The organism is Gemmatimonadota bacterium (assembly GCA_016719105.1).
Lineage (GTDB): Bacteria > Gemmatimonadota > Gemmatimonadetes > Gemmatimonadales > Gemmatimonadaceae > SCN-70-22.
In genome coordinates, this window is sequence record JADKAQ010000001.1 from 322,352 (window position 1) to 347,785 (window position 25,434).

Genomic DNA, 25,434 nt, shown 5'->3' on the forward strand with positions numbered 1-25,434 from the left:
CGGGAGCAGGCGGTTAACGTACGCGCACATGACCGGGGTGCCGGCGACGCGAGTGATCGTCGGCTGAGAGAGTCCCGTAGAACCTGATCCGGTTCGCACCGGCGTAGGGAGTCCAACGATGTCCTGCCTGCCTTGGGCGCGCCTGTCGCGCCTCGCGCGCTCGTCGCGCCCCGCGCGCTCGTCGCGCCTCGCGCGCCTGTCGCGCACTCCTCGTCTCTCGCGTGCGTGGCGCCTCGCTAGCTACGCGATTGCCCCCGCGCTTCTCCTCGTCGCCGGGCCGGCCGCCGCTCAGGTGGTCGATACGCTCCGCGCCCGCGGCGATAGCGCGCGCGCCGACAGTGTGCGCCGCATCGAGCGCGTCCTCGTGACCGCCATCCGTGCCTCGGACGCGGCCCCGATCGCCCAGACGACGATTCCCGCGGTGACGATCCGCCAGCGACAGTTCGGCCAGGACGTTCCGCTCCTGCTCGTGGGGGCGACGCCGGCCCTGAGCGCCCACACCGAGACGGGGACCAACTGGGGCTACAGTTACCTGCGCTTGCGCGGCATGGACCAGACGCGGATCAACATCACGATCGATGGCATCCCGCTCAACGACATGGAGGACCAGGTCCTCTACTTCGCCAACTTCGCCGACCTGATGTCGAGCGTGCAGTCGGTGCAGGTGCAACGCGGCGTGGGGACGAGCAGCGCTGGCACGGCATCGTTTGCCGGATCGGTCAACTTCGAGACGATGCCGGTGGCCCGGCGCGAGGGCGGCGGCGACGTGCAGCTCCAACTGGGATCGTTCGGCGCGCAGCGTGTCAGCGCCGGCTTTTCCTCCGGGCTGCGCGGCCCGGGGGGACGCCTCGCCGTGCAGGGGCGTGCGGGAGTCCTGCGAACCGACGGCTATCGCGAGCACAGCGGCGTGGCGGGGGGCGCGGCGCGGGTCGGCGCGGGATGGTTCGGCGACCGCACCATCGTCAAGCTCACCGCCCTGGTGGGCGTGCTCTCCGACACGCTGTCGTACGTGGGGGCCACGCGCGCCGAACTCGCGACCAATCGCCGCTTCAACCCGCTCGCGCCGGATGAGCGCGACCGATTCGGCCAGCAGATGGTGGCGCTCGCCTATACGCGACTTGTCAACGAGGGGACGTCGCTCAACACCACCGTGTACCGCAACTCGGCGGCGGGGAGTTACGACTATTTCGACGGCGCCGATCGTTACCGCTTCAACCTCGATCACACGTGGTATGGCGTCACCAGCGCCATCAACCACCAGCGTGGCGCATGGCGCCTGCACGCCGGCGTCAATGCCAACGACTATGCGCGTGACCATCGCGGCTACTTCCAGCCCAGCACTACGCTGTACGACAACACCGGGTACAAGTCGGACGTCAGCGGATTCGTGAAGGCCTCGTACGACGTCGGGCGCGTGCGCTGGTTCGCTGATGTGCAGGGGCGACACGCGTCCTTCCGCTACGCCCCCGACGCAAACGCCGGGATCACCGAGCGCTCCATCGACTGGGACTTCCTCAACCCCAAGGCGGGGCTCACCATGCGACTGGGGGAGGGGGTGAGCGCCTTCGCGTCCTTCGGTGCGACGACGCGTGAACCGGCGCGCAGCGACCTGCTCGCCGGCGACGATGACCTCAACGCCACCAACGTCGACGACTACGGCGACTTCACGCGCGTGCGTCCCGAGACCGTGCGCGACTTCGAGGCCGGCATCATGCTGGCGCGCGCCTCGTTCGACCTCGCGGCCAACGTCTACAGCATGGATTTCCGGAACGACATCGCGCGCATCGGCGCCCCCACCGCGTCGGGGGCGGTGCTGCGGCGCAACGTCGGTGAGAGCTACCGCCGTGGCGTCGAGCTCGATGGCAGCTGGCGGGCCGCCCCCCGCGTCACGCTGGGCGGCAACCTGGCGTGGAGCACCAACCGCATTCGGCAGTTCACGGATTCCTCGCGCGGGACGCCGGTCGTGCGGCGCAACGTGCAGCCGCTCCTGACACCGCGCTTCATGAGCACGCAGCGCGCCGATGTCGTCGTGGCGCGCTCGCTCACCGTCTCGGCCGAGGGGCGCTTTCAGTCGCGGGCGTACCTGGACAACACGAACAGCGCCGACCGGGTCCTCCCTTCGTACTACACCCTCGATGCGACCGCGCGATGGACGCGCTCGCGCTACGCCCTCACCGTGCGCGGCGTCAACCTCGGCGACTCGCAACAGTTCGGCAGCGGCTCGGTCTCGTCGTCAGGCACGGTGCGCTACTTCGTCCTCCCCGCGCGCAGCGTCTTCGTCACGGCGGACGTGAGCTGGTAGCCGCGCGTCTATCCTCGGCGGCGCGGGAACACGAAGAACGGGCGGCGAGGACTCGAATCCTCGCCGCCCGTTCCGTCATGCCATGCCCAACGAGCGTCAGGGGACCGTCGGGCGCGGTGGCTTGGCCGGGCGCGTCCCGTTGATGCGCGGGCGAGGTCCGTTGGCCACTTCGACCGTGAGGTCGCGGATGTAGTTCGTGATGCGCGCGTAGTGCGGGTAGTCGATGAACTCCGGCTCGTCGGTCCGCTGGTGGTAGTCGCCGTGCAATCCCGTGAAGAAGAAGGCGATGGGCACGCCCTGCACGGCGTAGTTGTAGTGATCGCTGCGGCCGTAGATGTTGTTGTAGCCGGTCCAGGAGAGCGTGGAGTCGTACTTGTAGTCGAGGGTCAGCGCCTTGGCCTGCTTCGTGTTCACCGCCGCGACGGTCTCACCCAGGTCCTTGGAGTCGAAGAACGACCCGACGACGCCGAGGTAGTCGGGGGAGCCGCCGGGAAGGTCGCCCTCACGCCCGCGGCCGATCATGTCGATGTTGAGCTGCGCGACGATCGAGTCCATCGGCACCGTCGGGTTGCGCGTGAAGAAGGCCGACCCGATCAGCCCCGCCTCCTCGCCCGTGTGCCAGACGAAGAGCGTCGAGCGCTTCGGCTTCACCTTCTGCGCCTGCAGGAACTCGGCGATCTCGAGGACCGCCATCGAGCCGGAGCCGTCGTCGTCGGCGCCGTTGTTGATGGAGTCGAGGCGCGCCACGGGGTGCACGCGGCGGACGGAGTCCATGTTCACGCGGATCGCCGCCAGCTGCTCCGCGTTGAGTGCGACCATCTTGTTGGCGAGGAGGCGCTTGTTGCGCTCGTTGTTGAACGCCTTGAGCGAGTCCTTGTCGACCGGCGTGTTGAAGCCGACGTGGTCGTTGTGCGCACCGATCGCGACGTACTGTCCGGCGAGCGCCGGATCGCTCCCCGGGAGGATGGCGACGACGTTGCGCGCGTAGTCGCTCGGCAGTTCGACGAAGTCGAGCGACGCGGTGACCGAGCCGCCGCGCGTGCCGAGCGGGAGCGCCTCGACCGACTGCGTGCCGAAGAGGCGTGCGGCCGCCGACTTCGTCAGGCGCAGCGCTGCCTGTGGGGCGAGCTGGTCGAGCTGTTGCTTGAGCAAGGTGAGGGAGTCGGTCGCCGCCGCCGGTGCGCCGGGGCGTCCGCGCCCAGCGGCCAACTGCGTCGCGACCGCCGGTTCGTTGATCGCGCGTCGCTGCGCCGGCGTGAGCGCGTCGAGGTCGACCGTGGCCACTGCGACGGCTGATCCCAGTCGCGAGGGCGGGGGCGGGGCGAAACGCGCGGGCGGACCGCCGCGCGCTGCCGCGCTGCTCGGTGCGGGGAGGACGACGACGAACTTCCCCGCCGCCTGTTCGGCGCTGATCTGCCGCGTCGTGTCGCCCGCGACGCCGCCGAAGACGACTTCCACCCCCGCGATCGGGCGCGGGGCGCGCGTCCCCGGGACCGCCACCCAATCCACTTCCCACTGCAGCGGGTTGCCGCTGACGGTGAGGCGCGAGTGGTCCGTGAACTTGCGCAGGTGATACGGCAGCACCTGGAAGAAGCTCCCGTTGTCACCAGCGGGGACGAGTCCGAGGCGCTTGAGCTCCGCGGCGATGTACGCCGTCCCCTTGGCGTTGCCGGCGCGTCCCACCTGCCGCCCCTGCATCGAGTCGTCGGCAAACTGGTACAGGCGAATCTGGAGGTCGCGCGGCGTGATGGCACTCGTCGTCGGCGCGGGTGTGAGCCGGGCGGGGTTGCCGTACTCGTTGAGTGCGGGACGCCGTTGCGCCTGCGCGCTGGCCGGGAGGCACGCCGCCGCAAGGACGAGCGCAGCGAAGAATCGGGAAGTCGACATCTCGTCGGGTTGGTGTGGGAGGGAGGGAAAGCTGTGGGGAGCCGTGATACGACGCTACCTGCAGTACGCTGCCCGGGAGTCGGGCGCTGGATGTGGCGAGGATCGGGGCCCCGTCGTGCCGCCCTCCGACGACGATGCTTGTCCTCGTGCACCGTGTCCGGCAACTTGCGAGTCCTCCTTCGACCTCTCGCCCGCGTCACGCGCCATGCTTGCCCTCCGCTCCGCCGCAGCGCTCCTGCTCCTCGGGGGCGTGCTCGCCCCCGCAACGGGGCGGGGGCAGGCGTCGCCCCGGTACGACCTCGTCCTGGCCAACGGCACCATCGTCGATGGCACCGGGGCGACGCGGCAGCAGGGCGACATCGCCATCGTCGGCGACCGGATCGTGCGCATCTCCGCCGCGCCGATTCCGCGCGAGTCGGCGACGCGCGTGCTCGATGTGCGCGGCCTCGTCGTCGCCCCCGGCTTCATCGACATCCACGCGCACGCCGGCACCGCGATCGCCACCGATCGCTTCGCCGAGAACTTCCTGCGCCAGGGGATCACCACGACGATCGCGTCGCTGCACAGCCAGGATGAGCCGTGGCCGCTGGCGCCGTATGCGTCGGCCCTGCGCTCGGCGCCTAACGTCGGCTTCTTTGCCGGACACACGTGGATCCGCAAGCGCGTCATGGGGCTCGCGAATCGCCCCCCGTCGCCTGACGAGTTGGCGCACATGGTGGCCCTGGTCGACTCGTCGATGCAGCAGGGGGCGTTGGGGTTGGCGACCGGGTTGGAGTACGTCCCCGCGACCTACGCGACGACCGACGAGGTCATCGCCCTCGCGCGGCCGGCGGCCCGCTACGGCGGGATCTACATCACCCACATGCGCGACGAAGGACCGCGCACGCTCGCATCGTGGGGCGAGGTGATTCGCATCGCGCGCGAGGCCGGGATCCCCGCGCAGGTGAATCATCACAAGGTGACCGGCGCCGCCCAGTTCGGCTGGAGCACGCGCACCATCGCCCTCCTCGACTCGGCGCGCGCCGCGGGGCTCGACGTGTCGCACGATGTCTATCCCTACACCGCCTTCGCCTCGTACTCCGACCTCCTCATCCCGGCCTGGGCGCTGGCGGGCGGGACCGACTCGTTGCGCGCGCGCCTCGCCGACCGCGCCACGCGCGCGCGCATCGAGCGCGAGATGCTGGCCATCTTCCCCGAGCAGGCCGGGGCCGGTCTCGCCAGCGTGCAGTTCAGCACCATCGAGTCGCAGCCCCAGTTCGCGGGGAAGACGCTCGCCGACTTCGTGCGGGCGCGCGGCCTGGCGCCCACGCTGGCCAACGGCGCGCGCGCCGTGCTGGAGTTGCAACTGGCGGGAGGGTTCCTCGCGATCTATCACAGCATGGATGATCGCGATGTCGAACGCATCCTGCAGCACCCGCTCGCGATGATCGAGAGCGACGGCGACGTGGTGGGGCTGGGGATGGGCTTCCCGCACCCGCGCAGCTACGGCGCCTTTCCGCGCGTCCTCGCGCGGTATGTGCGCGAGCGCGGCACCCTCACGCTCGAACAGGCGATCCACAAGATGACGCAACTCCCCGCGCAGCGACTCGGCATCGCGGACCGTGGCGTGCTGCGCGAGGGCATGGCGGCCGATCTCGTCGCCTTCGATCCGGCACGCATTCGCGACGTCGCGACCTATACCGATCCGCACCACTACTCGGTCGGGGTCGTGCACCTCCTCGTCAACGGCGTCCCGGTGCTCGAGCGCGGGAGCCTGACGGGGGCGCTGCCTGGCCGTGCGGTCCTCGGGCGCGCACGTCTGGCGTCACCGCCGGCGTTGCGGTAGTGAAGGCGCGCCTCTCGCCACCTCGCACCGCCGCGATTTCGTACTGATGTGCACTCGAATGGTTGCGAGGCACTGCGACGATTCGTGAACTTGCGGGCGATGTCCCACCCCGCGCCCGCACCGCTCCCCGATCTCGACGCCGCCCTCCGCCGCCTCGGCTACGACGCCTTTCGCCCCGGCCAGCGCGAGGCCATCGAGACCATCATCAATGAGCGGCGCCTCCTCCTGGTCGCCCCCACCGGCGGCGGGAAGTCGCTGATCTACCAGCTCCCGGCGACCGTGCTCGAGGGGACCACCCTCGTCGTGTCGCCGCTGGTCTCGCTCATGCACGACCAGGTCGCCGCACTCACCGCGCGCGGCGTCAACGCCACCTTCCTGGCGGCCACGCTGGACAGCGAGGAGATCCGCCGGCGCATGTCGGCGTTGGCCCGCGGCGAGTTCCAGATCGCCTATGTCGCCCCGGAGCGCCTCGCCTTCCCGGGCTTCCGCGCGCTCGTGCGCGAGATCAACTGTCCGCTCGTGGCCATCGACGAGGCGCACTGCATCTCGGAATGGGGACACGACTTCCGCCCCGACTACCTGCAGCTGGGCGACCTCGTCGCGGACCTGGCCGATGCACGCGTGATGGCCTGCACCGCCACTGCGACGCCGATCGTGCGGGACGAGATCCTCGCCCGCCTGGGGCTCGGCGCCGACACGCCACAACTGGTGCGCGGCTTCGCCCGCCCTAACCTGGGGTTGCGCGTGCACGAGGTGCGGAGCGGAGCCGAGAATGCGCGGGTGGTCGACGCGGCACTCGCCGAGGCGCTGGGGTCGCCCAAGGCGGCGCGTGGCGCGGCGATCGTCTATGCCCCCACGCGCAAGCGCACCGAGGAAGAGGAAGAGCGCCTCGCCGACGAGGGGTGGCGCACCGCCGCGTATCACGCCGGACTGTCAGGCGACGTGCGCGAGCGCGCGCAGCAGCAGTTCCGCGATGGCGACATCGACGTCATCGTCGCCACCAACGCCTTCGGCATGGGCATCGATCGCGCCGACGTGCGCGCCGTGGTGCACCTCGCGCCGCCGGGATCGATCGAGGCGTACTACCAGGAGGTCGGGCGCGCCGGGCGCGACGGGGCCGACGCGATCGGGGTGCTGTGCATTGCGCCTGGCGACCTCCCGTTGCGTCGCCGCTTGCTGGAAATGCCCAACGAACTCGGCGAGGTGGACCAGGCGCGCGTCCAGCACCGCTGGTCGCTCTTCCTCGAACTCATGCGATGGGCCGAAGGGGGGAGCTGCCGTCACGATGCCATCCTCCGCTACTTCGGCGACGAGGCCGAGACGCTCGCGGGGTGCGGCCGCTGCGACACCTGCACCGCACTCGAGGAGCCTAACGCTGCCGACGCCGAGGAGACGGCGATTGCGGTGCGCAAGGCGCTGAGCGCGGTGGCGCGAACCCACAACCGGTTCGGGCTGCAGGCAGCGGTCAAGCTCCTGGCGGGGCTCCCCGACCCGCGCCTCGAACGATCGGGGCTGCACGAAACGCGCACCTTCGGCGCCCTGCGCGGGCGCAGCGAGGAGTGGATCACCGCGCTGCTGCGCCGCTGCGTCACCGCCGGGTGGGTCGACTTCACCGGGGGCGATCGCCCCATGGTCGCCCTCACGCCGGCGGGGAAGGGCGTCCTCTTCGGCACCGGCCCGGTCCGGCTCCTCCTCCCGAGCGACGCCCCTCGGCGCCCGGCCGAGCGCACGCGCGGCGCCGCTGCCGGACGTGGGACGCGACCGCGCCCCGAGGTCTCCGCGCTCTCCGAAGAGGATGCCGCGCTCTTCCAGGCGCTGCGCGCCCGGCGTCTCGAACTCGCGCGCGCGGAGCACGTGCCGCCCTACGTCGTAGCCAGCGACCGCACGCTGCACGAAATCGCCGAACTGCGGCCGCGCACGCTCTCGGCCCTCGAGGGGATCTACGGCATCGGGGCGGCCAAGGCGGCTCGGTACGGTGAGGCCCTGATCGACGTGGTGCGAGACGCGGTGCGCTAGGACGATCGTCTCTTTCGTCGCGGCTCGGCGGGAGGGCGGTGGACGGTCGCGTGAATCCGCGCGATACTGGACACGTCTTCCTCGGTCTCGGACTCATGAGCGACGCGACTCCCGCACTGCCGGCTTTTCGATACCATCCCGATCCCGTCGCGAGCGGGAGCGTCGTGCCGTCGACCGATCGCTGCGCCTGTTGTGGCGCGGCGCGCGGGTACGTCTACGTCGGCCCGGTCTACGCCGAAGACGACCTCGATGACGCGCTCTGCCCGTGGTGCATCGCCGACGGTGAGGCGCATCGGCGCTTTGGGGCCACGTTCGTCGACAGCGAGGCGTTCGACGCCGACGCCGAGCCGGTGCACATCGACGCGATCGTCGAGCGCACGCCGGGTTTCAACGCGTGGCAACCGGAGCGCTGGCCGAGTTGCTGTGGCGAACCGGCGGCCTTCGTGACCCCGGCAGGAATCGGCGACATTCGCGCGCGCTACCGTCGACTGGAAGGCGCGCTGATGACGTACATCGTGCACGAGCTCTCGATCTCCGGCGGCGCTGCAGGACGTTTGCTCGAATCGTTGACGCCTGATGGCAGTCCCACCGCGTACATCTTCCAGTGCCTGCACTGCGACGGCATGCCGGTGTACGTCGATCACGGGTAGCCTGCTCGGACATCGACGCACGCCCCACGTCGCCGCGTGCTCCACGGGGCCGCTCCTCAGCCGACGAGTAGGTGCGGCGGGTCGCCCGCCCGGTACTCGTCCATCCACCAGTGAGGGTCGTTCACCGCGAGATGTGTCACGCCGTCGGGGAGGACGACCGGTTTCTGCCGGAACGGCTCGCGAAGCTGCACGACCAGGCTCCCCGGTACGGGGAAGTCGCGCCCGACCTCTCGGATCGCGTTGCCGGCGGCGAGCTCGACGTCCAGAAGGAGGCGGAGCGCGGGGTGCAGGTCGGGAGGGATCATGCCGCAGTGGGTCCGGGACCCGGAGAGGGCTGAGGGAGCGGGACGTGGCGGAAGATGCGCGCCGCGGCCGACGCCCGCACCCCGTCCTGCGGTGGTCGCGTGTTGTCCCCGCCCCCAGCGCCGAGCGCGCCGAGCGCGTAAGATTACCGCGGGCAGCATCCCTCCGATCGTCCCCTTCCAGCCCCGTCCCACCATGGCGTACACACTCAAGGTCAACGGGAAGACCCACACGGTCGACGTCCCGGCCGACATGCCGCTCCTGTGGGTCCTGCGCGACGTCCTCGACCTGAAGGGGACGAAGTTCGGCTGCGGCATCGGGCAATGCGGCGCCTGCACCGTGCACAAGGACGGCGCCCCAACTCGCTCGTGCCGCACCACGGTCGCGGCGTCGGTCGGCGCGAATATCACGACCATCGAGGGGATCTCCCCCGACGGAACGACGCTCACCGCGCTGCAGCAGGCGTGGGATGAACTCGACGTCCCGCAGTGCGGTTACTGCCAGGCCGGGCAGCTCATGGCGGCGACGGCGCTCCTGGTGAAGACGCCCAAGCCGACCGACGAGCAGATCGACGCGGCGATGAACGGGAACATCTGCCGGTGTGCGACCTACCTGCGCATCAAGCAGGCGATTCACCAGGCCGCCGGGTCGCTGCAGCACACCACCGTCCCGACCGGCCGGTCGGGCGACGACAACGCATAAGGAGGCGCCATGGACTCGCTCAAGAACTCCACGGGGCGCCAGGAGCCGACGGGCGTCGATCGCCGCGACTTCCTCCGCGTGTCGGCGATCGCCGGTGGCGGACTGCTGCTCGGCGCGTACATCCGCCCCGCGGAGGCGCTCGCCGGCACCGTGGCCGCGTTGCACCCGACGGCGACCGCCGATGTCTTCGCGCCGAACGTCTACATTCGCCTGACGCCCGACGGCAAGGTGACCATCGTCAACAAGAACCCCGAGATCGGCCAGGGGATCAAGACGATGCTCCCGATGATCATCGCCGAGGAGCTGGATGTCGACTGGGGCACCGTGACGGTCGCGCAGGGTGACAGTGAGCCCGACAAGTACGGGCAGCAGTTTGCCGGTGGGAGCACCGCCACGCCGATGAACTGGGACGAGCACCGCCGCGTCGGCGCCGCGGGGCGCCAGATGCTGGTCGCCGCCGCCGCCGCCAAGTGGGGCGTCAGCGCGACCGAACTCACGACCACGGCGGGGACGGTGCACCACGCGTCCTCGGGGCGGCGTATCGGCTACGGCGAGCTGGTGACCGCGGCCGCCGCCCTCACCGCCCCCGACCTCAAGACCGTCACCCTCAAGAACCCCAAGGACTTCCGCATCATCGGGAAGTTCACCAAGGGGGTCGACAACGCCAAGGTCATCACCGGCAAGCCGCTGTTTGGCATCGACGTCTCCGTACCGGGGATGAAGTACGCCATCTTCGAGAAGTGCCCGGTGTTCGGCGGCAAGGTCAAGTCGGCCAACGTCGACGCCATCAAGGCGATGCCGGGGATCAAGACGGCCTTCGTCGTGGAGGGCGGGACGGCGCTCAACGGCCTGCTCGGCGGCGTGGCGATCGTCGCCGACAGCTGGTGGTACGCGCAGAAGGCGCGCGCGCAGCTGCAGGTCACCTGGGACGAGGGGACGACTGCCACGCAGGGGAGCGACAGCTTCGCCGCCAAGGCGGCGGAGATCGCCAAGGCCGCGCCGTTCAAGACGCTGCGCAAGGACGGTGATCCTGACGCCGCACTCGCGACGGCCGCCAAGGTCGTCTCGGCGTCGTACTTCTATCCGTTCATTTCGCACGCCACGCTCGAACCGCAGAACTGCACGGCGTCGTTCAGCAACGGCACGCTGGAGGTCTGGGCGCCGACGCAGAATCCGCAGCCGGGGCGCCAGCTCGTGGCCAAGACGTTAGGCATCGAGGAGAAGGCGGTCACCATCCACATGACCCGCTGCGGCGGCGGCTTTGGCCGGCGCCTCAGCAACGACTACATGGTGGAAGCGGCCTGGATCGCCAAGGAAGCGGGGGTGCCGGTCAAGCTGGTCTGGTCGCGCGAAGACGACATGCGCCACGATTTCTACCGCCCGGCCGGCTGGCACAACCTCACGGCCGGTGTCGACGCCGCGGGGAAGATCGTCGCCTGGAAGAACCACTTCGTGTCGTTTGGCGAAGGGGAGCGTTTCAGCGCCAGCAGCGGGATGGCGCCGACCGAGTTCCCGTCGCGCTTCATCGCCAACTTCCAGTACGACAACACCAACATCCCGTCCGGCGTCCCCACGGGCCCGCTCCGCGCGCCGGGGAGCAACGCGCTGGCCTTCGTCTTCCACTCGTTCATCGACGAGCTGGCGGAAGCGGCGGGGAAGGACCCGGTCCAGTTCCGGCTCGACTTGTTAGGCGACCCGCGCGTCGTCGCCAACCCCGACGGGAGCGCGGCCTACGATGCCGGGCGCATGCGCGGCGTCCTGGAACTGGTCGCCGAGAAGTCGCAGTGGGGGAAGGGGAGCCTGCCCAAGGGGACGGGGCGTGGGGTCGCCTTCCACTTCAGCCACCGCGGCTACTTCGCCGAGGTGGTCGAGGCGAGCGTTGCCGCCAACGGGGCCGTGAAGGTCCACAAGGTCTGGGTCGCCGGCGACGTCGGCAACCAGATCATCAACCCGAGCGGCGCGGAGCAGCAGGTGCAAGGCTCCGTGCTCGATGGGCTCTCGGAGGCGATGACGCAGGAAATCACCGTCAAGGCCGGGCGCACCGAGCAGGGGAACTTCAACCAGTACCAACTCCTGCGCATGCGGCAGGCGCCGCCGGTCGAGGTGCACTACCGCATCACCCCGTTCTCGCCGACCGGCATGGGTGAGCCGGCGCTCCCGCCGGTCGTCCCGGCGCTGTGCAACGCGATCTATGCGGCGACGGGCAAGCGGGTGCGTACGCTCCCGCTGTCCAAGAGCGGCTTCCGCTGGGCCTAACGCCAACGGAGGATGCGGGCGAACGCGCGAGGGCGACCGGCAACGGTCGCCCTCGTGGCGTATGGGTCGGCCTTCGGTGGCCGCTGGCTCACCGCGCGAACGGTTCGTCCCTCGGCGCTGGCGCCGCGTGTGGTGCGAATCCATGATCTCCCCTCATCACCCACCGTCTGGACCTTATGCGCCTCCATCGTTTCGCCCTCCTGTTCGTCGCCGCCACGTTCGCGCCGGTCGCCGCGCTTGCCGCACAGGACTACGCTCCGGCGACGGGACAACCACCGTCGGTCCAGCTCCCCGCCGCGCTCGCGCGGGTGTTGCGCGACTACGAGCGCGGCTGGCGGGCTGGCGATGCCGCGGGGGTCGCCGCGCTCTTCTCGGAGGACGGGATGGCGCTCCCCAACGGGCGGCCGCCGGCCCCCGGCCGACCGGCGATCATCGCCGCCTATCAGGGACCGGGGGGCGATCTGCGGCTCCGCGCCCTCGCGTTTGCCACGGCGGACTCCGTGGGCTACATCATCGGGGCATATCGCTACGGTGACGGCACCGGCGACCTGGGCAAGTTCGTCCTCGCCCTCACGCGGCGCGGGACCGGCCCGTGGATGATCGCCGCCGACATCGACAATACCAACGCTCCTTCAGCCCGTTAGGCAACCGCATGGCCGACCGTCGCGCCGCATCCCATCCCCGGTGGTCACCAGCCGCGCGTCGCTGGGGCACCGCGCTCCTGCTCGCCGCGGGCGTTGCGGCCCTCGCCCCCGTCGCCGGAGCCCAGTCGCCCGCCGAGCAGCGATTGTTGCGCCTGACGGAAGCGCGCGTGGCCGCCGACTTCACCGCCGACCGCGCCTCGCTCGACACCCTGCTCGCCGCCGACCTGACCTATGCGCGGTCGAGCGGCGTGCTGGACGACAAGGGCAAGGTGCTCGCCGAGGTGGGCCCCGGCGGTCCATACGCGCTCGACTACCTCACGCCGGATTCGCTGCACGCGCGCTCGTATGGCAGCAGCGGTGTGGTGACCGGCATCCTGCGCGTCAAGCTCAAGGCGCAGGCGACCCCGTATCGCATCCGGTTCACCGACGTGTGGGTGGAGCGGGGCGGGCACTGGCAACTCGCCGCGTTTCAGGCGACCCGGCTGCCCTAGCGCGACCGCCGTCGCCCCCCTCCGGGCGCCATCGCCTAACGCGTGATGAACGATCCGTCGCGCAGCTCCTGCATGGCCTGGCGCAGTTCGGCCTGCGTGTTCATCACGATCGGCCCATACCAGGCGACCGGCTCCGCCAGCGGGCGCCCCGACACCAGGAGGAAGCGCACGCCCTGTTCGCCGGCGCGCACGACGACCTCGTCGCCCCGGTCGAACGTGACCAGCGATCGATCGCCGGCCTCCTCGCGGACCGGGGCGTCATGCGAGTCCGCCCCCTCGGTCAGCACGCCGAACGGATCCGAGGCATCGCGGAACGAGGCGCTCCCCTCGAACACGTAGGCAAAGGCGTGGCGCGTGACCTCAACCGGGAGGACCTTGCGACGCCCGGCGGGGATCCGGACATCGAGATATCGTGGATCAGCGGCGATCCCTTCCACGGGGCCACGCTGCCCCCAGAACTCGCCGCACACGACGCGCACGCATGTGCCGTCGTCGTCGATGATCTCCGGGATGTCGCGCGACGAGACGTCCTGGTAGCGCGGCGTCGTCATCTTGAGCGACGAGGGGAGGTTGGCCCAGAGCTGGAAGCCGTGCATACGTCCGGTCGCGTCGCCGTGCGGCATCTCCTGGTGCAGGATCCCGCGCCCCGCGGTCATCCACTGCACGTCGCCACCGCCTAACGACCCGGCGTTTCCCAGCGAGTCGGCATGGTCCACCGTCCCCGCCAGCACGTAGGTGATCGTCTCGATCCCGCGATGCGGGTGCCACGGAAAGCCGCGCAGGTAGTCCGACGGGCGCTCGTTGCGGAAATCGTCGAAGAGCAGGAATGGATCCTGGGCCTCCGGATCGTGGAAGCCGAAGGCGCGATGCAGCTTCACGCCGGCCCCCTCCATGGTAGGAAGGGCGGGGGTGATGCTCGAGACGGGGCGGATGGACATGGCCGGCGAGGGAGGGGGACTCACGAACAACGACGCGCGGGATCGGACGGGCACCATCGGTCAGAATGGCCGCTCGCCGACCTCCGAACGCTAGCGCCGCGCCCGGGAGCCGTCCAATTCCCGGCGCCATCGCAACGACCGTCCCCCGTGAACAGATGGCCCGATTCTCGCCTGTGATCCATGTCACGTTCTCACGCCGGCGCTCCCTCGTCGCGCGAATAGCGCGCGCCGACGGCGCGGGCCGATATCGGCCGCCAACGTCGCGTGCTCCCATCGCCTTTGCCGGGCGTCATCTGGACTCCCTCGCTGTGATCCGAATCCTCCCGCGACCGCTCGTGCTCGCACTCGTGGCACTCGCCCTGGCGACGGCCTGCCACCGCGGCGCCCCTGCCGTGACACGCGTTGCGCCGCTGCAACTTTTCGGCGCCGAGCCCGACCTCATGCCTGCGCTCGGCTTCGAGCCCGTGGCCGGCGTGCTGACGGTTTCGGCCCAGCACCCCGTCTTCGTCACCGTTGTCGAGGTCGATCCTGCGACGCAGGCACGCGATGTCGTCTTTCCCGAGACGGGGGCCACGCCACTGCGCGTCTCGGGGGAGATGTCGCTCCAGCTGGCGCTGCAGCGCCGAGGGGCTGCGCTGCCGGCGCGTGGAATCCTCGTCATCGCCTCTGCCGACTCGCTGGTCGTCCCGTTGTCGCGACAGGGAGGCGCGCCGTGGTCCATCCCCGACGAGATGCCCGGAGCCTGGGCGGCGGTGTACGTCTGGACACCCTCACGCCTGTCGGCCGTCGGCCGGGGGCGCTGAGCTGTCAGGGGCGCGCTGACCAGCGCGTCGCGCGGGGCCGACAGACGCTCCATATCCCGCCTTCTAGCCTTGTTTAGGTGATGGAGGGAGCGTGGCGAACATATCCAACGACGGACTGCCTGAGGCACCGAGCGTGGAATCGCCCGACGGGTCACCGACGCCCGGGACCCTCGGGTCCGGCCCCACGCGACCGGCGATCTTCCACGCCCGCGCCCTCGCCAAGACCTACCGCATGGGGGATGTCGACGTCCACGCCCTGCAGGGGGTCGATCTCGACCTCTTTCCCGGCGAGTTCGTCGTCATCCTCGGTCCCTCGGGCAGCGGCAAGTCCACGCTGCTCAACATCCTCGGCGGATTGGATGCGCCCACCTCCGGCGACGTCCACTTTCGGGACCACGACCTGGTCGCCGCGTCCGAAGCCGAACTCACGCGGTACCGGCGCGAGCACGTCGGTTTCGTCTTCCAGTTCTACAACCTCATCCCCAGCCTCACCGCCCGCGAGAATGTCGCGCTGGTGACGGAGATCGCCGACCGACCGATGACGGCCGAGGAGGCGTTGGCGCGCGTCGGGCTCACCGAGCGCCTCGATCACTTTCCGTCGCAGATGTCGGGCGGGGAACAGCAACGCGTGGCGATCGCCCGTGCCCTCGCCAAGCGCCCCGACGTCCTGCTCTGCGACGAGCCCACGGGAGCGCTCGACGCCGAGACCGGGATCATCGTCCTCGAGGCGCTCGCCGAGATCAATCGCGAGATGGGGACCACGACCGTGGTCATCACGCATAACGCCACGATCGCGCAGATGGCGCATCGCGTCCTGCGCATGCGCAGCGGGCGCATCGTGGAGGAAGTGCGCAACGCCGTGCGCGTTCCCGCCCGGTTGCTGGAGTGGTGACCATGCGAGCGCTCACGCGGAAGCTCCTGCGCGACGCCTGGCACTATCGCGGGCAGATGACGGCGATCGCGGCGGTGGTGGCATGCGGCATCGCGACCTTTGTCGCGCTGCGCAGCATGCACGGGCACCTGCGTGGCTCCCAGCGCGCGTACTACGCGTCGGCGCGCTTCGCCGATGTCTTTGCGCCGGTCCGCCGCGCGCCGCTGCGCGTGGTACAGGAGCTCCAGGCGTTGCGAGGTGTCGCGAATGTCGACGCGCGCATCGTGGCCGACGTGGTCGCCGACGTGCCGCGACTCGCGGAGCCGGCGGTCGTTCGACTCGTCTCCGTGCCCGTGCCGCGGACGACGTCGCTCAACGAGGTGCACCTGTCGGAGGGGCGCTGGCCGGTGCCGGCGAACGAGGACGAGGTCGTCGCGTCGCGCGCCTTCGCGGCGGCCAACGGACTCGCCCTTGGCGACTCGATCGGTGTCGTGCTCAACGGGCGTTGGCGGTGGCTGCGCATCGTTGGGACGGGTGTCTCCCCCGAGTACGTGTACGAGATCGCCGCGGCGAGCCTCTTTCCCGACAACCGCCGGTTTGGGGTGCTCTGGATGGGGCGCGCGTCGCTGGCCGCCGCCTTCGATCTCGCGGGGGCCTTCAACGACCTGGCCCTCACGCTCGCGCCGGGCGTCGTTCCGGCGTCGGTGCTCGAGGCGGTCGACACGCTGCTCGCCCCGTTCGGCTCGGTGGGTGCGTATCCCCGCGCCGATCAGGTGTCGCACCAGTTCCTCGAAGGTGAGATCGACGAGACGCAGGTCACGAGCATCATCCTCCCCGCCATCTTCCTTGCCGTCACCGCCTTCCTGCTCCACGTGGTGCTGTCGCGACTGGTCGGGATGCAGCGAGAGCAGATCGCCACGCTCAAGGCGTTCGGCTACGGGAACGTCGCGATTGCCCGCCACTACCTGGCACTGGCGATGGTCCCGGTCGCGGGCGGCGTCGTGGCGGGAACGCTCTTCGGGCTCTGGTTCGCGTCGCGGCTCGCCGTGGTGTACGCGCGCTTCTACCAGTTCCCCTCGGCCGCCTTCGTGCCGGACTGGACGATCGCCGCGGCGGCCGCCGCGATCGGCGTCGGGGCGGGAGTGCTTGGCGCGTTAGGCGCCGTGATGCGCGGGGGCTCGTTGCCGCCGGCGGAGGCGATGCGCCCGGAGGCGCCGGCGCGCTTCCGGCGCGGAGCCCTGGAGTCGCTGCTGGCGCTCGTGACGCGCTCGCCACGACACGCCATCGTGGCGCGAAACCTCGCGCGACGTCCGGGCAAGACGGTTCTCGCCATCGCGGGGTTGGCCCTCGCTGGCGGGCTCGTGATCGCCACGCAGGGGATGTTCGACGCGGTCGACTTCATCAAGATGCTGCAGTTCGACGTCGTCGAGCGTGGTGATCTCACCGTCACCTTCCGCGAGCCGCAGCGGGCACAGTCGGTGCGCGACATTGCGCGAGAGGTCGGTGTGCTCGAGGCAGAGGGCTTTCGCGTCGTCCCGGTGCGCGTGCGGCACCATGCCGCGACGTATCGCACCGCGATACTCGTCTATCCCTCCGACGCGGCGCTTCGACGCGTCGTGGCGATGGACCGCTCGATCCGCCGCGTGCCGGCGGAGGGGATCCTGCTCTCCGAATCGCTGGCCCTGCGCATCGGAGCCCGGCGCGGCGACCAGGTCCAGCTCGAGTGGCTCGAGGGGACTCGGGCGGTGACCACCGTCATCGTCTCCGGGACAAACCGCGACATGCTCGGCTCCGCCGCGTACATGGCGCCCGATGCCATGCAGCAGCTGCAGGGCGGCGTGCCGCTCTACTCCGGCGCCATCGTGCGCGCCGATCCCCGTCGCCTCGACACCCTGTATGCTCGCCTCAAGGCGATGCCCGCGGTGAGCGGTGTCGCGGTCCGGCGCGCCATGCTCGACAGCTTCGAGCGCACGATCGCCGAGAGCTTTACGATTTCGCTCGCCTTCACGCTCGGATTCGCCTGCGTGATCGCGGCCGGGATTGTCTACAACGGGGCGCGCGTCGCGCTCTCGGAACGCGGGCGCGAGCTCGCGAGCCTGCGGATCCTCGGCTTTACCCGCGGCGAGGTCGCGGGGATGCTGCTCGGTGAGCAAGCGGCACTCACGATCGCGTCGTTTCCGGTCGCCTTCGCCGTGGCGTACGCCTTCAGCTGGCTGATCGCCGCGCGCTTCGAATCGGCGCTGTTCCGGATTCCGATCGTGGCGCGCCCCGCGACCTATCTTTTCGGTGCGGTCGCGGTGTCCATCGCCGCCGTGCTGTCGGCGATCATCGTCCGCCGACGCATCGATCGGCTGGACCTCGTGGCTGTCCTCAAGACCCGGGAGTGACCCCATGCGCGTGACGCGAGCGCAGGTGCTGTGGATCGTTGGAGCGGCGGCGGCGGTGGGGATCGTCGTCTGGCGCCTCCGTCCCGCACCGCTCGAGGTGGAGATCGCCCCCGTGACCGTGGGGACGCTGCGGGTGACGCTCGAAGAGGATGGACTCACCCGCGTGCGTCATCACGTCGAGATCGCAGCGCCGGTGAGCGGGCGCGTCGACGAGAATCGCCTCGCCGCCGGCGATTCGGTCGAGGTCGGCGGTGTGGTGGCCACGTTGCATCCGTCGCCGCTCGACCCGCGTTCGCGCGCCGAGGCGCAGGCGCTCGTGGCGCAGGCCGCGAGTCGAACGCAGGAGGCCCGCGCACAGGTGCAGCAGGTGCAACTGCTGCTCGACGAGGCGCGCCGCGATCGCGTTCGCGCCCGTCGCCTGGCCACGGAAGGGGCGTTGCCCGATCGGGAGCGCGAGCAGGCCGAGGCGCTCGTGCTGGCTCGCGAACGGGAACTCGACGCGGCCAACGCGCGCGTGTCGGCGGCGCGCGAGGGGGAACGGGCGACGCGCGCGACGCTCCTCGGCGCCGATCCCGGTGGACGCGCGGCGGGCGTCCCGGTTCTGGTCCGGTCGCCCATCCGTGGTCGCGTGCTTCGTCTCTTCGAGGCGCACGACCGCGTCGTCGTGGCCGGCACGCCGTTGGTCGAGGTCGGAGACCCGGGGAGCCTCGAGGTGGTCAGCGACATCCTGTCGCGCGATGCGTCGCACGTGGCGGTGGGGATGCGCCTTGAGGTCCGCACGTCGGGGCGTGCTCCCATCGTGGCGCACGTGTCGCGCGTGGAGCCGGCGGCCTTCACCAAGCGTTCGGCGCTCGGTGTCGACGAGCAGCGAGTCAACGTGATCGGGACCTTCGAAGCCCCCGTGTCGGGGCTTGGAGACGGCTTCGAGGTCGACGTGAGCATCATCCTGTGGGAGGGCGCGCAGGTGTTGCGCGTCCCGTCGGCGGCGCTAGTGCCGCTCGACTCCGGGTGGGCCGTCTATCGGGTCGAGGACGGAGTGGCACGACGAGTCCCGGTCACAATCGGCCGCCGCGGGGCCCGTGAAGTCGAGCTGCTCGGCGGCGTCTCGCCGGGCGCTCTCGTGATCGTGCGCCCGGATGAGCGGGTCCGCGACGGTGGGCGCGTGCGCGCGCTCCCCTAACGCTTCGCTGCACAGCTGCTACGGCTCTTCTGAGCGGTCGCGAACGCTTTGCCGACGCCTTTCTATCGCTCCGCCGGCGCGCTCAACAACGCCCGCGTCGCCGTGTGCTGCGGCTCCGTGAGCACTGTCGCGGCGTCGCCGTACTCCACGAGGACTCCCCTGGCGAGGACCGCCACGTGGTCGGCGAAGTTGCGGGCGAAGTCGACGTCGTGCGTGGAGATCAGGAGCGCGCGTCCCGAGCGGGCCAGCGTGCGCAAGGTGTCACCCAACGAGCCTCGCCGGGCGGGATCGAGTGCCGACGTCGGTTCGTCCATGAGGAGGACGAGCGGGTCGGGGGCCAACGCGCGGGCGATGGCGACGCGTTGTGCCTCTCCGCCCGACAGCTCGCGCGGGAGGGCGTGAATGCGCTCCAGGACCCCCAGCGACGCGAGCAGCTCGCGCGCCACCTCCTCGGCGCGCGCCTGGGGCCAGCCTAACGCGTGCATCGGTGCGAGCGTCAGGTTGTCGAGCACCGTGAGGTGTTCGAAGAGGGCATGCGCCTGGAAGACCATCCCGACCTTGCGTCGCAGCGGGCGCAGGCGTGCCTCGCCCGGGAGCGCGCCCGGCGCGAGGGTGACGTCGCCGATGCGAATGTGGCCGGCGCTGAACGGCTGCAGTGCGGCAATCGACCGCAGCACGGTCGACTTGCCTGCACCGGAGACTCCCATCAGCGCGCAGATCTCGCCGGGGGCGACGTCGAGGTCGACGCCGCGCAGCACCTCCTGGTCGCCACGCCGCGCGGAGAGGCCGCGGATTTCGAGCGGTGCGCTCATCGCGGGCTCCACCGGCGCTCGAGCGAGCGCGCCGCGCGCGAGAGCGGGAGCGACAGCGCCAGGTACAGCGCGCCGCACAGGACGCCGGGGATGAACCAGCTCCCGATGTTGGTGGCGTAGATCGCCGTTTGCTTGGTGAGTTCCACCACGGTGATGACCGAGACGAGCGACGAGTCCTTGAGGAGTGCCACGAAGTCGTTCGTCATCGGTGCGAGGGCGAGGCGAAAGGCCTGCGGCCCCCGCACGAGGCGCAGCACCTGCAGTTCCGAGAGCCCGAGCGTCCGCGCCGCCTCCAGCTGCAACGGGGCAATCGACATCAGGGCCGAACGATAGATCTCCGACTCGTAGGCGGCGTAGTTGAGACCGAGCCCGATCACCGCCGCCAGGAAGGCGGGGAGGCGCACGACGCCTGACAGTCCGTAGTACAGGACGAAGAGCTGCAGCAGGACCGGCGTCCCGCGCATCACCTCCACGTACGCCGTCAGCAGTAGGCGCACCGCGGGAGGGCCGTAGACGCGCCCCGCCGCGATCGCCACGCCCAACGACACCGCCAGCAGCATGGCCAGGCAGGAGAGGACGAGCGTGAGGCCGGCGCCGCGCAGGAGGGCGGGGATGTAGCGCGCGATGCTCGATGCCGAAGCGGTTGACGGCTCGGGACGAGTCGCGGCCGAATCGGCGAGCACGCGCTGGAAGAGCGCCGCCTGCTCCTCATCCCAGACGTCCCACCGCCGGAACGTCGCCTCCAGCGAACCGTCGCGCATGCGCGCGCGAAGGACCGCGTTGGCCGAATCGCGAAGCGCGCTATCGCCCTTCGCGAAGATGGCGATGTAGTGGCCGCGCGCGAACGCGTCGGGTTGGATGAGAAAGCCGCCGATACGCTTGAACGAGCGCTCGGCGATGATGTGGTCGAGCAGTACGGCGTCGAGCCGCCCCTCGACCAGGTCGGTGTACGGGTGCACGTCGTCGTCGTAGGAGACGGCGACCAGCCCCGTGCGCGACTGTTCGGCCAGTAGCATGCGATACGCGAGCGTCGCCCCCAGCGTCCCCACGCGCCGGCCGGCGAGATCATCCAGCGAACGATAGCGCGCGCTGTCGGCCCCGCGCACGGCGAGCACCTCGCGGAACTCGAAGTACGGCAGCGACGGGCTGTGCCGCTCGTGCAACTCCGGACGGTCCTCGACCCCCGACAGCCCCACGTCGAAGTCGCCCCGCTCCACCGAGGCGTCGATCGAAGCAAAGGCCACCTGGACGAACCGTGGCGTGCGTCCGAGTCCCTTGGCGATCATCTCGGCGATCTCGACGTCAAAGCCGCGCATGCTGTCCGGGTGCGCGGGATCGGCCTCGACATACGGGGCGCCGCCCTCGGCATCGCCGCCCCACCGCAGCACGGTGGTGCGCTCGCCGTCGGTTGGCGTCGACGGCCGGCCGCACCCCGCGAGCGTCATCGCGAGCGCCAGCACCGTCACCCGGCAGGCGACGGTGCGCGCGCTGCGCACGACCGGCACGAGCAGCGCGCGCGCCGCGCGCCTGCAATCCATCATCGTCAGGAGCGCGTCCCTAACGCCAGCCACCGGCTCCGCAGCGTCGTGAGCACGGTCGGGAAGTAGCCCATCTGCGAACGCTGGTCGGTGGTGGGCGGCTCCGAGACGCGCACCGTGTTGCCGTAGAGTGCGGCGATGCGCTGCACCAGTTCTGCCGCCGTCTCGGCCACGTCTCGCGCTTCCGCCAGGCGACGCTCGTCACGCGGCGAGGTCGCGTCGAGGCGTTGCACCTCGATGCGCGCCGAGTCGCTCAGCGCTGACGCCTCGCGATACAGGGCGGCGATGCGGTCGAGTGACGCCGTCCACTGCTGGCGCGCCAGCGGCGTGAGGCGCACGCGCAGGTCCTCGCGCACCTCGAAGCGCCGGGTCACCAGCGCCCCACCGAGGGAAAGGCGTGCCTCGTACATCCCCGGCGTCGCCCAGCGACCGGGAAGGCCGCCGCCGAAGCCCTCATCGTCATCGCCACCGCGCCCACGGCGCAACTCGGGGTGACGCAGGTTCCACACGGCGCGCACGACCCCTCCGTTGCTCCTGGCGGTCAGCGGCACGCGCGCGACTTCCGTTCCTGCGGCGGTGTGAATGGCGATCGTCGTCCCCGCGGGAACCCCGTCGCGAGCCCACACGTCGATGATCGCCCCCACCGGCGGATTTTCCCCGCGGAAGACCATGTCGCCGGCGTGCGCCTTGGTGCTCGCCATGCGGTTCATCGAGGCCGGGGCGATCGAAAAGAGGTGCGCGGCCGACTGGCGCACGGCGGGGGTCATCTCCTGCAGGGCATGTACCTGGTCGATGATCCAGACGCCGCGGCCATGCGTGGCCAGCACGAGGTCGTTCTCGCGCGGCTGCACGACCAGGTCGTTGACCGGGACGGTCGGCATGCCGCCATCGAAGTACGACCAGTGCGCGCCGCCATCGAGCGTCACGTAGAGCCCGAACTCGGTGCCGAGGTAGAGCAGCTGCGGATTGCGCGTGTCCTCCACCACCACGTGGATGGCGCGCTCGGGCGGGAGGTCGCTCGCGATCGAGCGCCAGGTCGCGCCATAGTCGGTCGACTTGAAGAGATAGTTGGTGTAGTCGTTCGCCTGGTGGCCGTCGAAGGCGGCGTAGACGGTCCCCGCCGCGAAACGCGATGCCGCGAGCGAGGCGACCCACGTTTGCTTCGGCACGCCGGGGAAGTGCGGCGTGAGGTCGATCCAGCTGCGTCCGCCATCACGCGACCGCTTCACGTTGCCGTCGTCGGTCCCGACGTACAGCAGGCCCGGCGTCCGGGGCGACTCGGCGAAGGCCGAGGTGGTCGGATAGTACGAGACGCCATCGTCGAGCGAGAGCGTGTGCTCTTCCGGTGGCTGCCCCATGATGCGGAGCGTGCGCCGGTCGACGCCGGTGGTCGGGTTTCCTAACGAGCGCCACGTGTCGCCACGGTTGTTGCTCGTCCAAAGCAATGCCATGCCGGCAAAGACGGTGTTGGGGTCGTGCGAGGAGATCACGAAGGGAGAGTTCCACCCGGCGGGCGGGATCTTCTTTCCCACCTTGGGATCGGGGGCCCCCCAGTTGCCGAGCTTTGGTCCTTCGCCTTCCTTCACGGTCGGGCGCAGGTTCTTTGCCTCACGCGTCTGCACGTCGACGCGCGTGATGCCGAGATACTGCGACGACGAGTAGACGGTGCGATTGTCGGTCGTGTCGATCACGTTGTGAAAGCCGTCGCCGCCACCCACGCGGTACCAGTCGTCGTTGAGGATCCCCTGCGTGGAGAAGGTCTGGCTCGGCCCGCACCAACTGCCGTTGTCCTGCAGGCCGCCGCAGACGAAGTACGGCGACGACGTGCTGGCCGAGACGTGGTAGAACTGCGACACCGGAAGCGAAGCCACGTACAACCACTTCTTCCCGCGGTCGTAGCTGATCCCCACACCACCGTCGTCTCCCTTGATGAGGTGGCGCGAGTCCTTCGGATCGACCCACACCACGCGGTCGTCACCGTGCAGCGTCTGCCTCGGCTCCACGAACGTCTTGCCGCTGTCGTCGCTCACAGAGTACTGCACCATGTAGATGCGGCTCTGGTCGCTCGGGTCGACCCGGATCTGCGACGAGTAGGCGGGGCGGGGGTTCCAGTCGCTCATGCGGCGCCACGTCTCGCCCTTGTCCTCGGAGCGGAAGACGCCGCCCAGGCGCTTGCCGTAGGAGATGGAGGAGGTGTAGCGCTCCCCCTGCTCGAGCGAGATGTAGACAACGCGCGGATCCTTGCGATAGATCGAGATCCCGATGCGCCCGACCTGACCGTCCGGCAGCCCACTCGTCAGGCGGCGCCAGGTGCGCCCAGCATCGGTGCTCTTGTAGAGGCCGGCCCCGGGGCCACCGCCCACGAATCCGAAGGGTGCGCGGCGGCGCTGGTACAGCGCGGCGTAGACGATGTTCGGGTCCGACGGATCGATCGCGACGTCGACCGCTCCGGTGTCTTCGTCCTTGGCGAGTACCAGCGACCAGGTCGCCCCGCCGTCGATGGACTTGTAGAGCCCGCGATCCGGGTTGGGCCCCCAGAGATGGCCGGGGACGGCAACATAGACGATGTCGGAGTTGGTCGGATCGATCGCGACGCGCGCGATGTGCCGGCTGTTGCGAAGCCCGACGTTGCGCCACGTGGCGCCGCCGTCGGTCGACTTGTAAAGGCCGTCGCCCCAGGACGAACTCTGGCGGTTGGTCGCCTCGCCAGTCCCCACCCACACGATGCGAGGATCGCGTTGATCGACGGCGAGGGCCCCCACCGAGTGCACGGCTTCGCGCTCGAAAACCGGCTTCCAGATGACGCCGTTGTCGGACGTCTTCCAGACCCCGCCGGTGGCGCTCCCGGCGTAGAACTCGTACGGGTTGGACTCGTTGACGGCAATGTCGACGATGCGCCCGCTCATGTTGGCAGGGCCGATCGAGCGGGCACGAAGCGCCGAAAACTCCGGGGCGCCCTGCGCGCCTGCGGCCGGCGGAATCAAGGCGGCGAAGCAGGCGATGGCGACGCGGAGGGACGAGTGCGTATGACGGGGCATTGGAGATGAGGTGAGCGACGCGCCAAGGCTATCGCCCGCGAAGCTTCGTGTCGACCGTCTCCTCTCGTGCGCGGTGGGGGCGCAGAACGCGTGGCGGCGGAGGATCGGGCTGGGACCTCGGGAGGGCGCTGGAACCAAAAAAAGTTCGTGTGTATATATCTCATAACAGAGACATTATCCCGAGGAATGATCCCATGAAGCGCTGGCTGCTCTCCGCCCTCTCCGTCCCCCTCGTGCTCGCCGCCGCCCCGGTCGCGCACGCTCAGACCACGAACTGGAAGATCGATCCGGTACACTCGGAGCTGACCTTCCGCATCCGCCACTACGTGACGCGCGTCCGCGGGACGTTCGGCAAGTGGGACGGCGTCATCACCGCAGACGCGAGCTCGCTGAGCAAGGGCGCGGTGGCCGTCACGATCGACGCGAAGAGCATCGATACCAACAACGAGACGCGCGACAACCACCTGCGTTCGAACGACTTCTTCGCCACCGACTCGTTTCCGACGCTCTCGTTCAAGAGCTCGAAGGTCGAGGTGAAGGGAGAGTCGATCAAGGTCTACGGCGATCTCACGATTCGTGGCATCAGCAAGCCGGTCGTCCTCGAAGGCGCGTACAACGGCGTGACCAAGGACATGCAGGGGAAGGACCGCATCGGCTTCGACGCGTCGACGAAGATCAATCGCCTGGACTACAGGGTGACGTGGAACCGCGCCCTCGAGGGGGGCGGCGCCATGCTCGGCGACGAGGTCGAGATCAACATCACCGTCGAGGCGGTCAAGCAGTAACCGCTC

At 70.0% G+C, this 25,434-nt stretch carries 19 protein-coding genes and 1 riboswitch; of the genes, 13 read left to right on the forward strand and 6 right to left on the reverse strand.

The genetic code is table 11. From position 1 onward, the window contains the following. Positions 1-23 precede the first annotated feature (23 nt). Positions 24-127, forward strand: a riboswitch (TPP riboswitch). Then, positions 119-2,302 (forward strand): TonB-dependent receptor, encoded by a 2,184-nt coding sequence (locus tag IPN47_01365; protein ID MBK9406697.1) that lies wholly within the window; start codon positions 119-121, stop codon positions 2,300-2,302. It overlaps the preceding riboswitch by 9 nt. 96 nt (positions 2,303-2,398) lie before the next feature. Here IPN47_01365 and IPN47_01370 read toward each other — a convergent pair whose 3' ends face one another. Then, the gene (locus IPN47_01370) at positions 2,399-4,189 is read right to left on the reverse strand and encodes a M28 family peptidase (GenBank protein MBK9406698.1); all 1,791 of its coding nucleotides are present in this window, start codon (positions 4,187-4,189) and stop codon (positions 2,399-2,401) included. Between the two features lie 205 nt (positions 4,190-4,394). On the opposite strand from IPN47_01370, the gene IPN47_01375 reads away from it, so the two are divergent. From IPN47_01375 to IPN47_01385, 3 genes are all read left to right on the forward strand, one after another. Further along, positions 4,395-6,014: a D-aminoacylase gene (locus IPN47_01375; GenBank protein ID MBK9406699.1), complete on the forward strand. Its 1,620-nt coding sequence runs from the start codon at positions 4,395-4,397 to the stop codon at positions 6,012-6,014. Positions 6,015-6,113: 99 nt separating this feature from the next. Next, positions 6,114-8,030, forward strand: a complete 1,917-nt coding sequence (locus tag IPN47_01380; protein ID MBK9406700.1) for an ATP-dependent DNA helicase RecQ — start codon at positions 6,114-6,116, stop codon at positions 8,028-8,030. A gap of 50 nt (positions 8,031-8,080) precedes the next feature. After that, positions 8,081-8,680 (forward strand): CbrC family protein, encoded by a 600-nt coding sequence (locus IPN47_01385; protein MBK9406701.1) that lies wholly within the window; start codon positions 8,081-8,083, stop codon positions 8,678-8,680. A gap of 56 nt (positions 8,681-8,736) precedes the next feature. Here the strand turns inward: IPN47_01385 and IPN47_01390 are convergent, their stop codons facing one another. After that, entirely contained in the window at positions 8,737-8,985 is a 249-nt protein-coding gene (locus IPN47_01390) for a hypothetical protein (GenBank protein ID MBK9406702.1), read from the reverse strand. Between the two features lie 193 nt (positions 8,986-9,178). Here IPN47_01390 and IPN47_01395 point away from each other — a divergent pair, with 193 nt between their 5' ends. From IPN47_01395 to IPN47_01410, 4 genes are all read left to right on the forward strand, one after another. Further along, positions 9,179-9,685, forward strand: coding sequence for a (2Fe-2S)-binding protein (locus tag IPN47_01395; GenBank protein MBK9406703.1), 507 nt, complete (start codon positions 9,179-9,181; stop codon positions 9,683-9,685). 9 nt (positions 9,686-9,694) lie between these two features. Next, complete coding sequence (locus IPN47_01400) at positions 9,695-11,941, forward strand: xanthine dehydrogenase family protein molybdopterin-binding subunit (protein ID MBK9406704.1); 2,247 nt, start codon at positions 9,695-9,697, stop codon at positions 11,939-11,941. Between the two features lie 176 nt (positions 11,942-12,117). Next, complete coding sequence (locus IPN47_01405; protein MBK9406705.1) at positions 12,118-12,585, forward strand: nuclear transport factor 2 family protein; 468 nt, start codon at positions 12,118-12,120, stop codon at positions 12,583-12,585. Between the two features lie 8 nt (positions 12,586-12,593). Beyond that, the gene (locus tag IPN47_01410) at positions 12,594-13,076 is read left to right on the forward strand and encodes a nuclear transport factor 2 family protein (protein MBK9406706.1); all 483 of its coding nucleotides are present in this window, start codon (positions 12,594-12,596) and stop codon (positions 13,074-13,076) included. Between the two features lie 35 nt (positions 13,077-13,111). Here the strand turns inward: IPN47_01410 and IPN47_01415 are convergent, their stop codons facing one another. Further along, positions 13,112-14,014: a pirin family protein gene (locus IPN47_01415; GenBank protein MBK9406707.1), complete on the reverse strand. Its 903-nt coding sequence runs from the start codon at positions 14,012-14,014 to the stop codon at positions 13,112-13,114. Between the two features lie 308 nt (positions 14,015-14,322). Here IPN47_01415 and IPN47_01420 point away from each other — a divergent pair, with 308 nt between their 5' ends. From IPN47_01420 to IPN47_01435, 4 genes are all read left to right on the forward strand, one after another. Continuing rightward, positions 14,323-14,817: a hypothetical protein gene (locus tag IPN47_01420; GenBank protein MBK9406708.1), complete on the forward strand. Its 495-nt coding sequence runs from the start codon at positions 14,323-14,325 to the stop codon at positions 14,815-14,817. A gap of 232 nt (positions 14,818-15,049) precedes the next feature. Further along, positions 15,050-15,709 (forward strand): ABC transporter ATP-binding protein, encoded by a 660-nt coding sequence (locus IPN47_01425; protein ID MBK9406709.1) that lies wholly within the window; start codon positions 15,050-15,052, stop codon positions 15,707-15,709. A 2-nt stretch (positions 15,710-15,711) separates the two neighbouring features. Continuing rightward, entirely contained in the window at positions 15,712-18,075 is a 2,364-nt protein-coding gene (locus IPN47_01430) for an ABC transporter permease (protein MBK9406710.1), read from the forward strand. A gap of 4 nt (positions 18,076-18,079) precedes the next feature. Next, complete coding sequence (locus IPN47_01435; GenBank protein MBK9406711.1) at positions 18,080-19,255, forward strand: HlyD family efflux transporter periplasmic adaptor subunit; 1,176 nt, start codon at positions 18,080-18,082, stop codon at positions 19,253-19,255. A 62-nt stretch (positions 19,256-19,317) separates the two neighbouring features. Here IPN47_01435 and IPN47_01440 read toward each other — a convergent pair whose 3' ends face one another. From IPN47_01440 to IPN47_01450, 3 genes are read right to left on the reverse strand one after another with little or no spacing between them, the layout of a single operon-like run. Next, positions 19,318-20,067 carry an amino acid ABC transporter ATP-binding protein gene (locus IPN47_01440; protein ID MBK9406712.1) on the reverse strand — a complete coding sequence of 250 codons (750 nt, stop codon included), beginning with the start codon at positions 20,065-20,067 and terminating at the stop codon, positions 19,318-19,320. Next, positions 20,064-21,638 carry an ABC transporter permease subunit gene (locus IPN47_01445; protein ID MBK9406713.1) on the reverse strand — a complete coding sequence of 525 codons (1,575 nt, stop codon included), beginning with the start codon at positions 21,636-21,638 and terminating at the stop codon, positions 20,064-20,066. Before IPN47_01445 ends, IPN47_01440 begins: the two co-directional genes overlap by 4 nt. Further along, the gene (locus tag IPN47_01450) at positions 21,611-24,643 is read right to left on the reverse strand and encodes a hypothetical protein (GenBank protein ID MBK9406714.1); all 3,033 of its coding nucleotides are present in this window, start codon (positions 24,641-24,643) and stop codon (positions 21,611-21,613) included. The genes IPN47_01445 and IPN47_01450 overlap by 28 nt, the downstream gene beginning before the upstream one ends. 194 nt (positions 24,644-24,837) lie before the next feature. On the opposite strand from IPN47_01450, the gene IPN47_01455 reads away from it, so the two are divergent. After that, entirely contained in the window at positions 24,838-25,428 is a 591-nt protein-coding gene (locus IPN47_01455) for a polyisoprenoid-binding protein (protein MBK9406715.1), read from the forward strand. Positions 25,429-25,434: the final 6 nt, after the last annotated feature.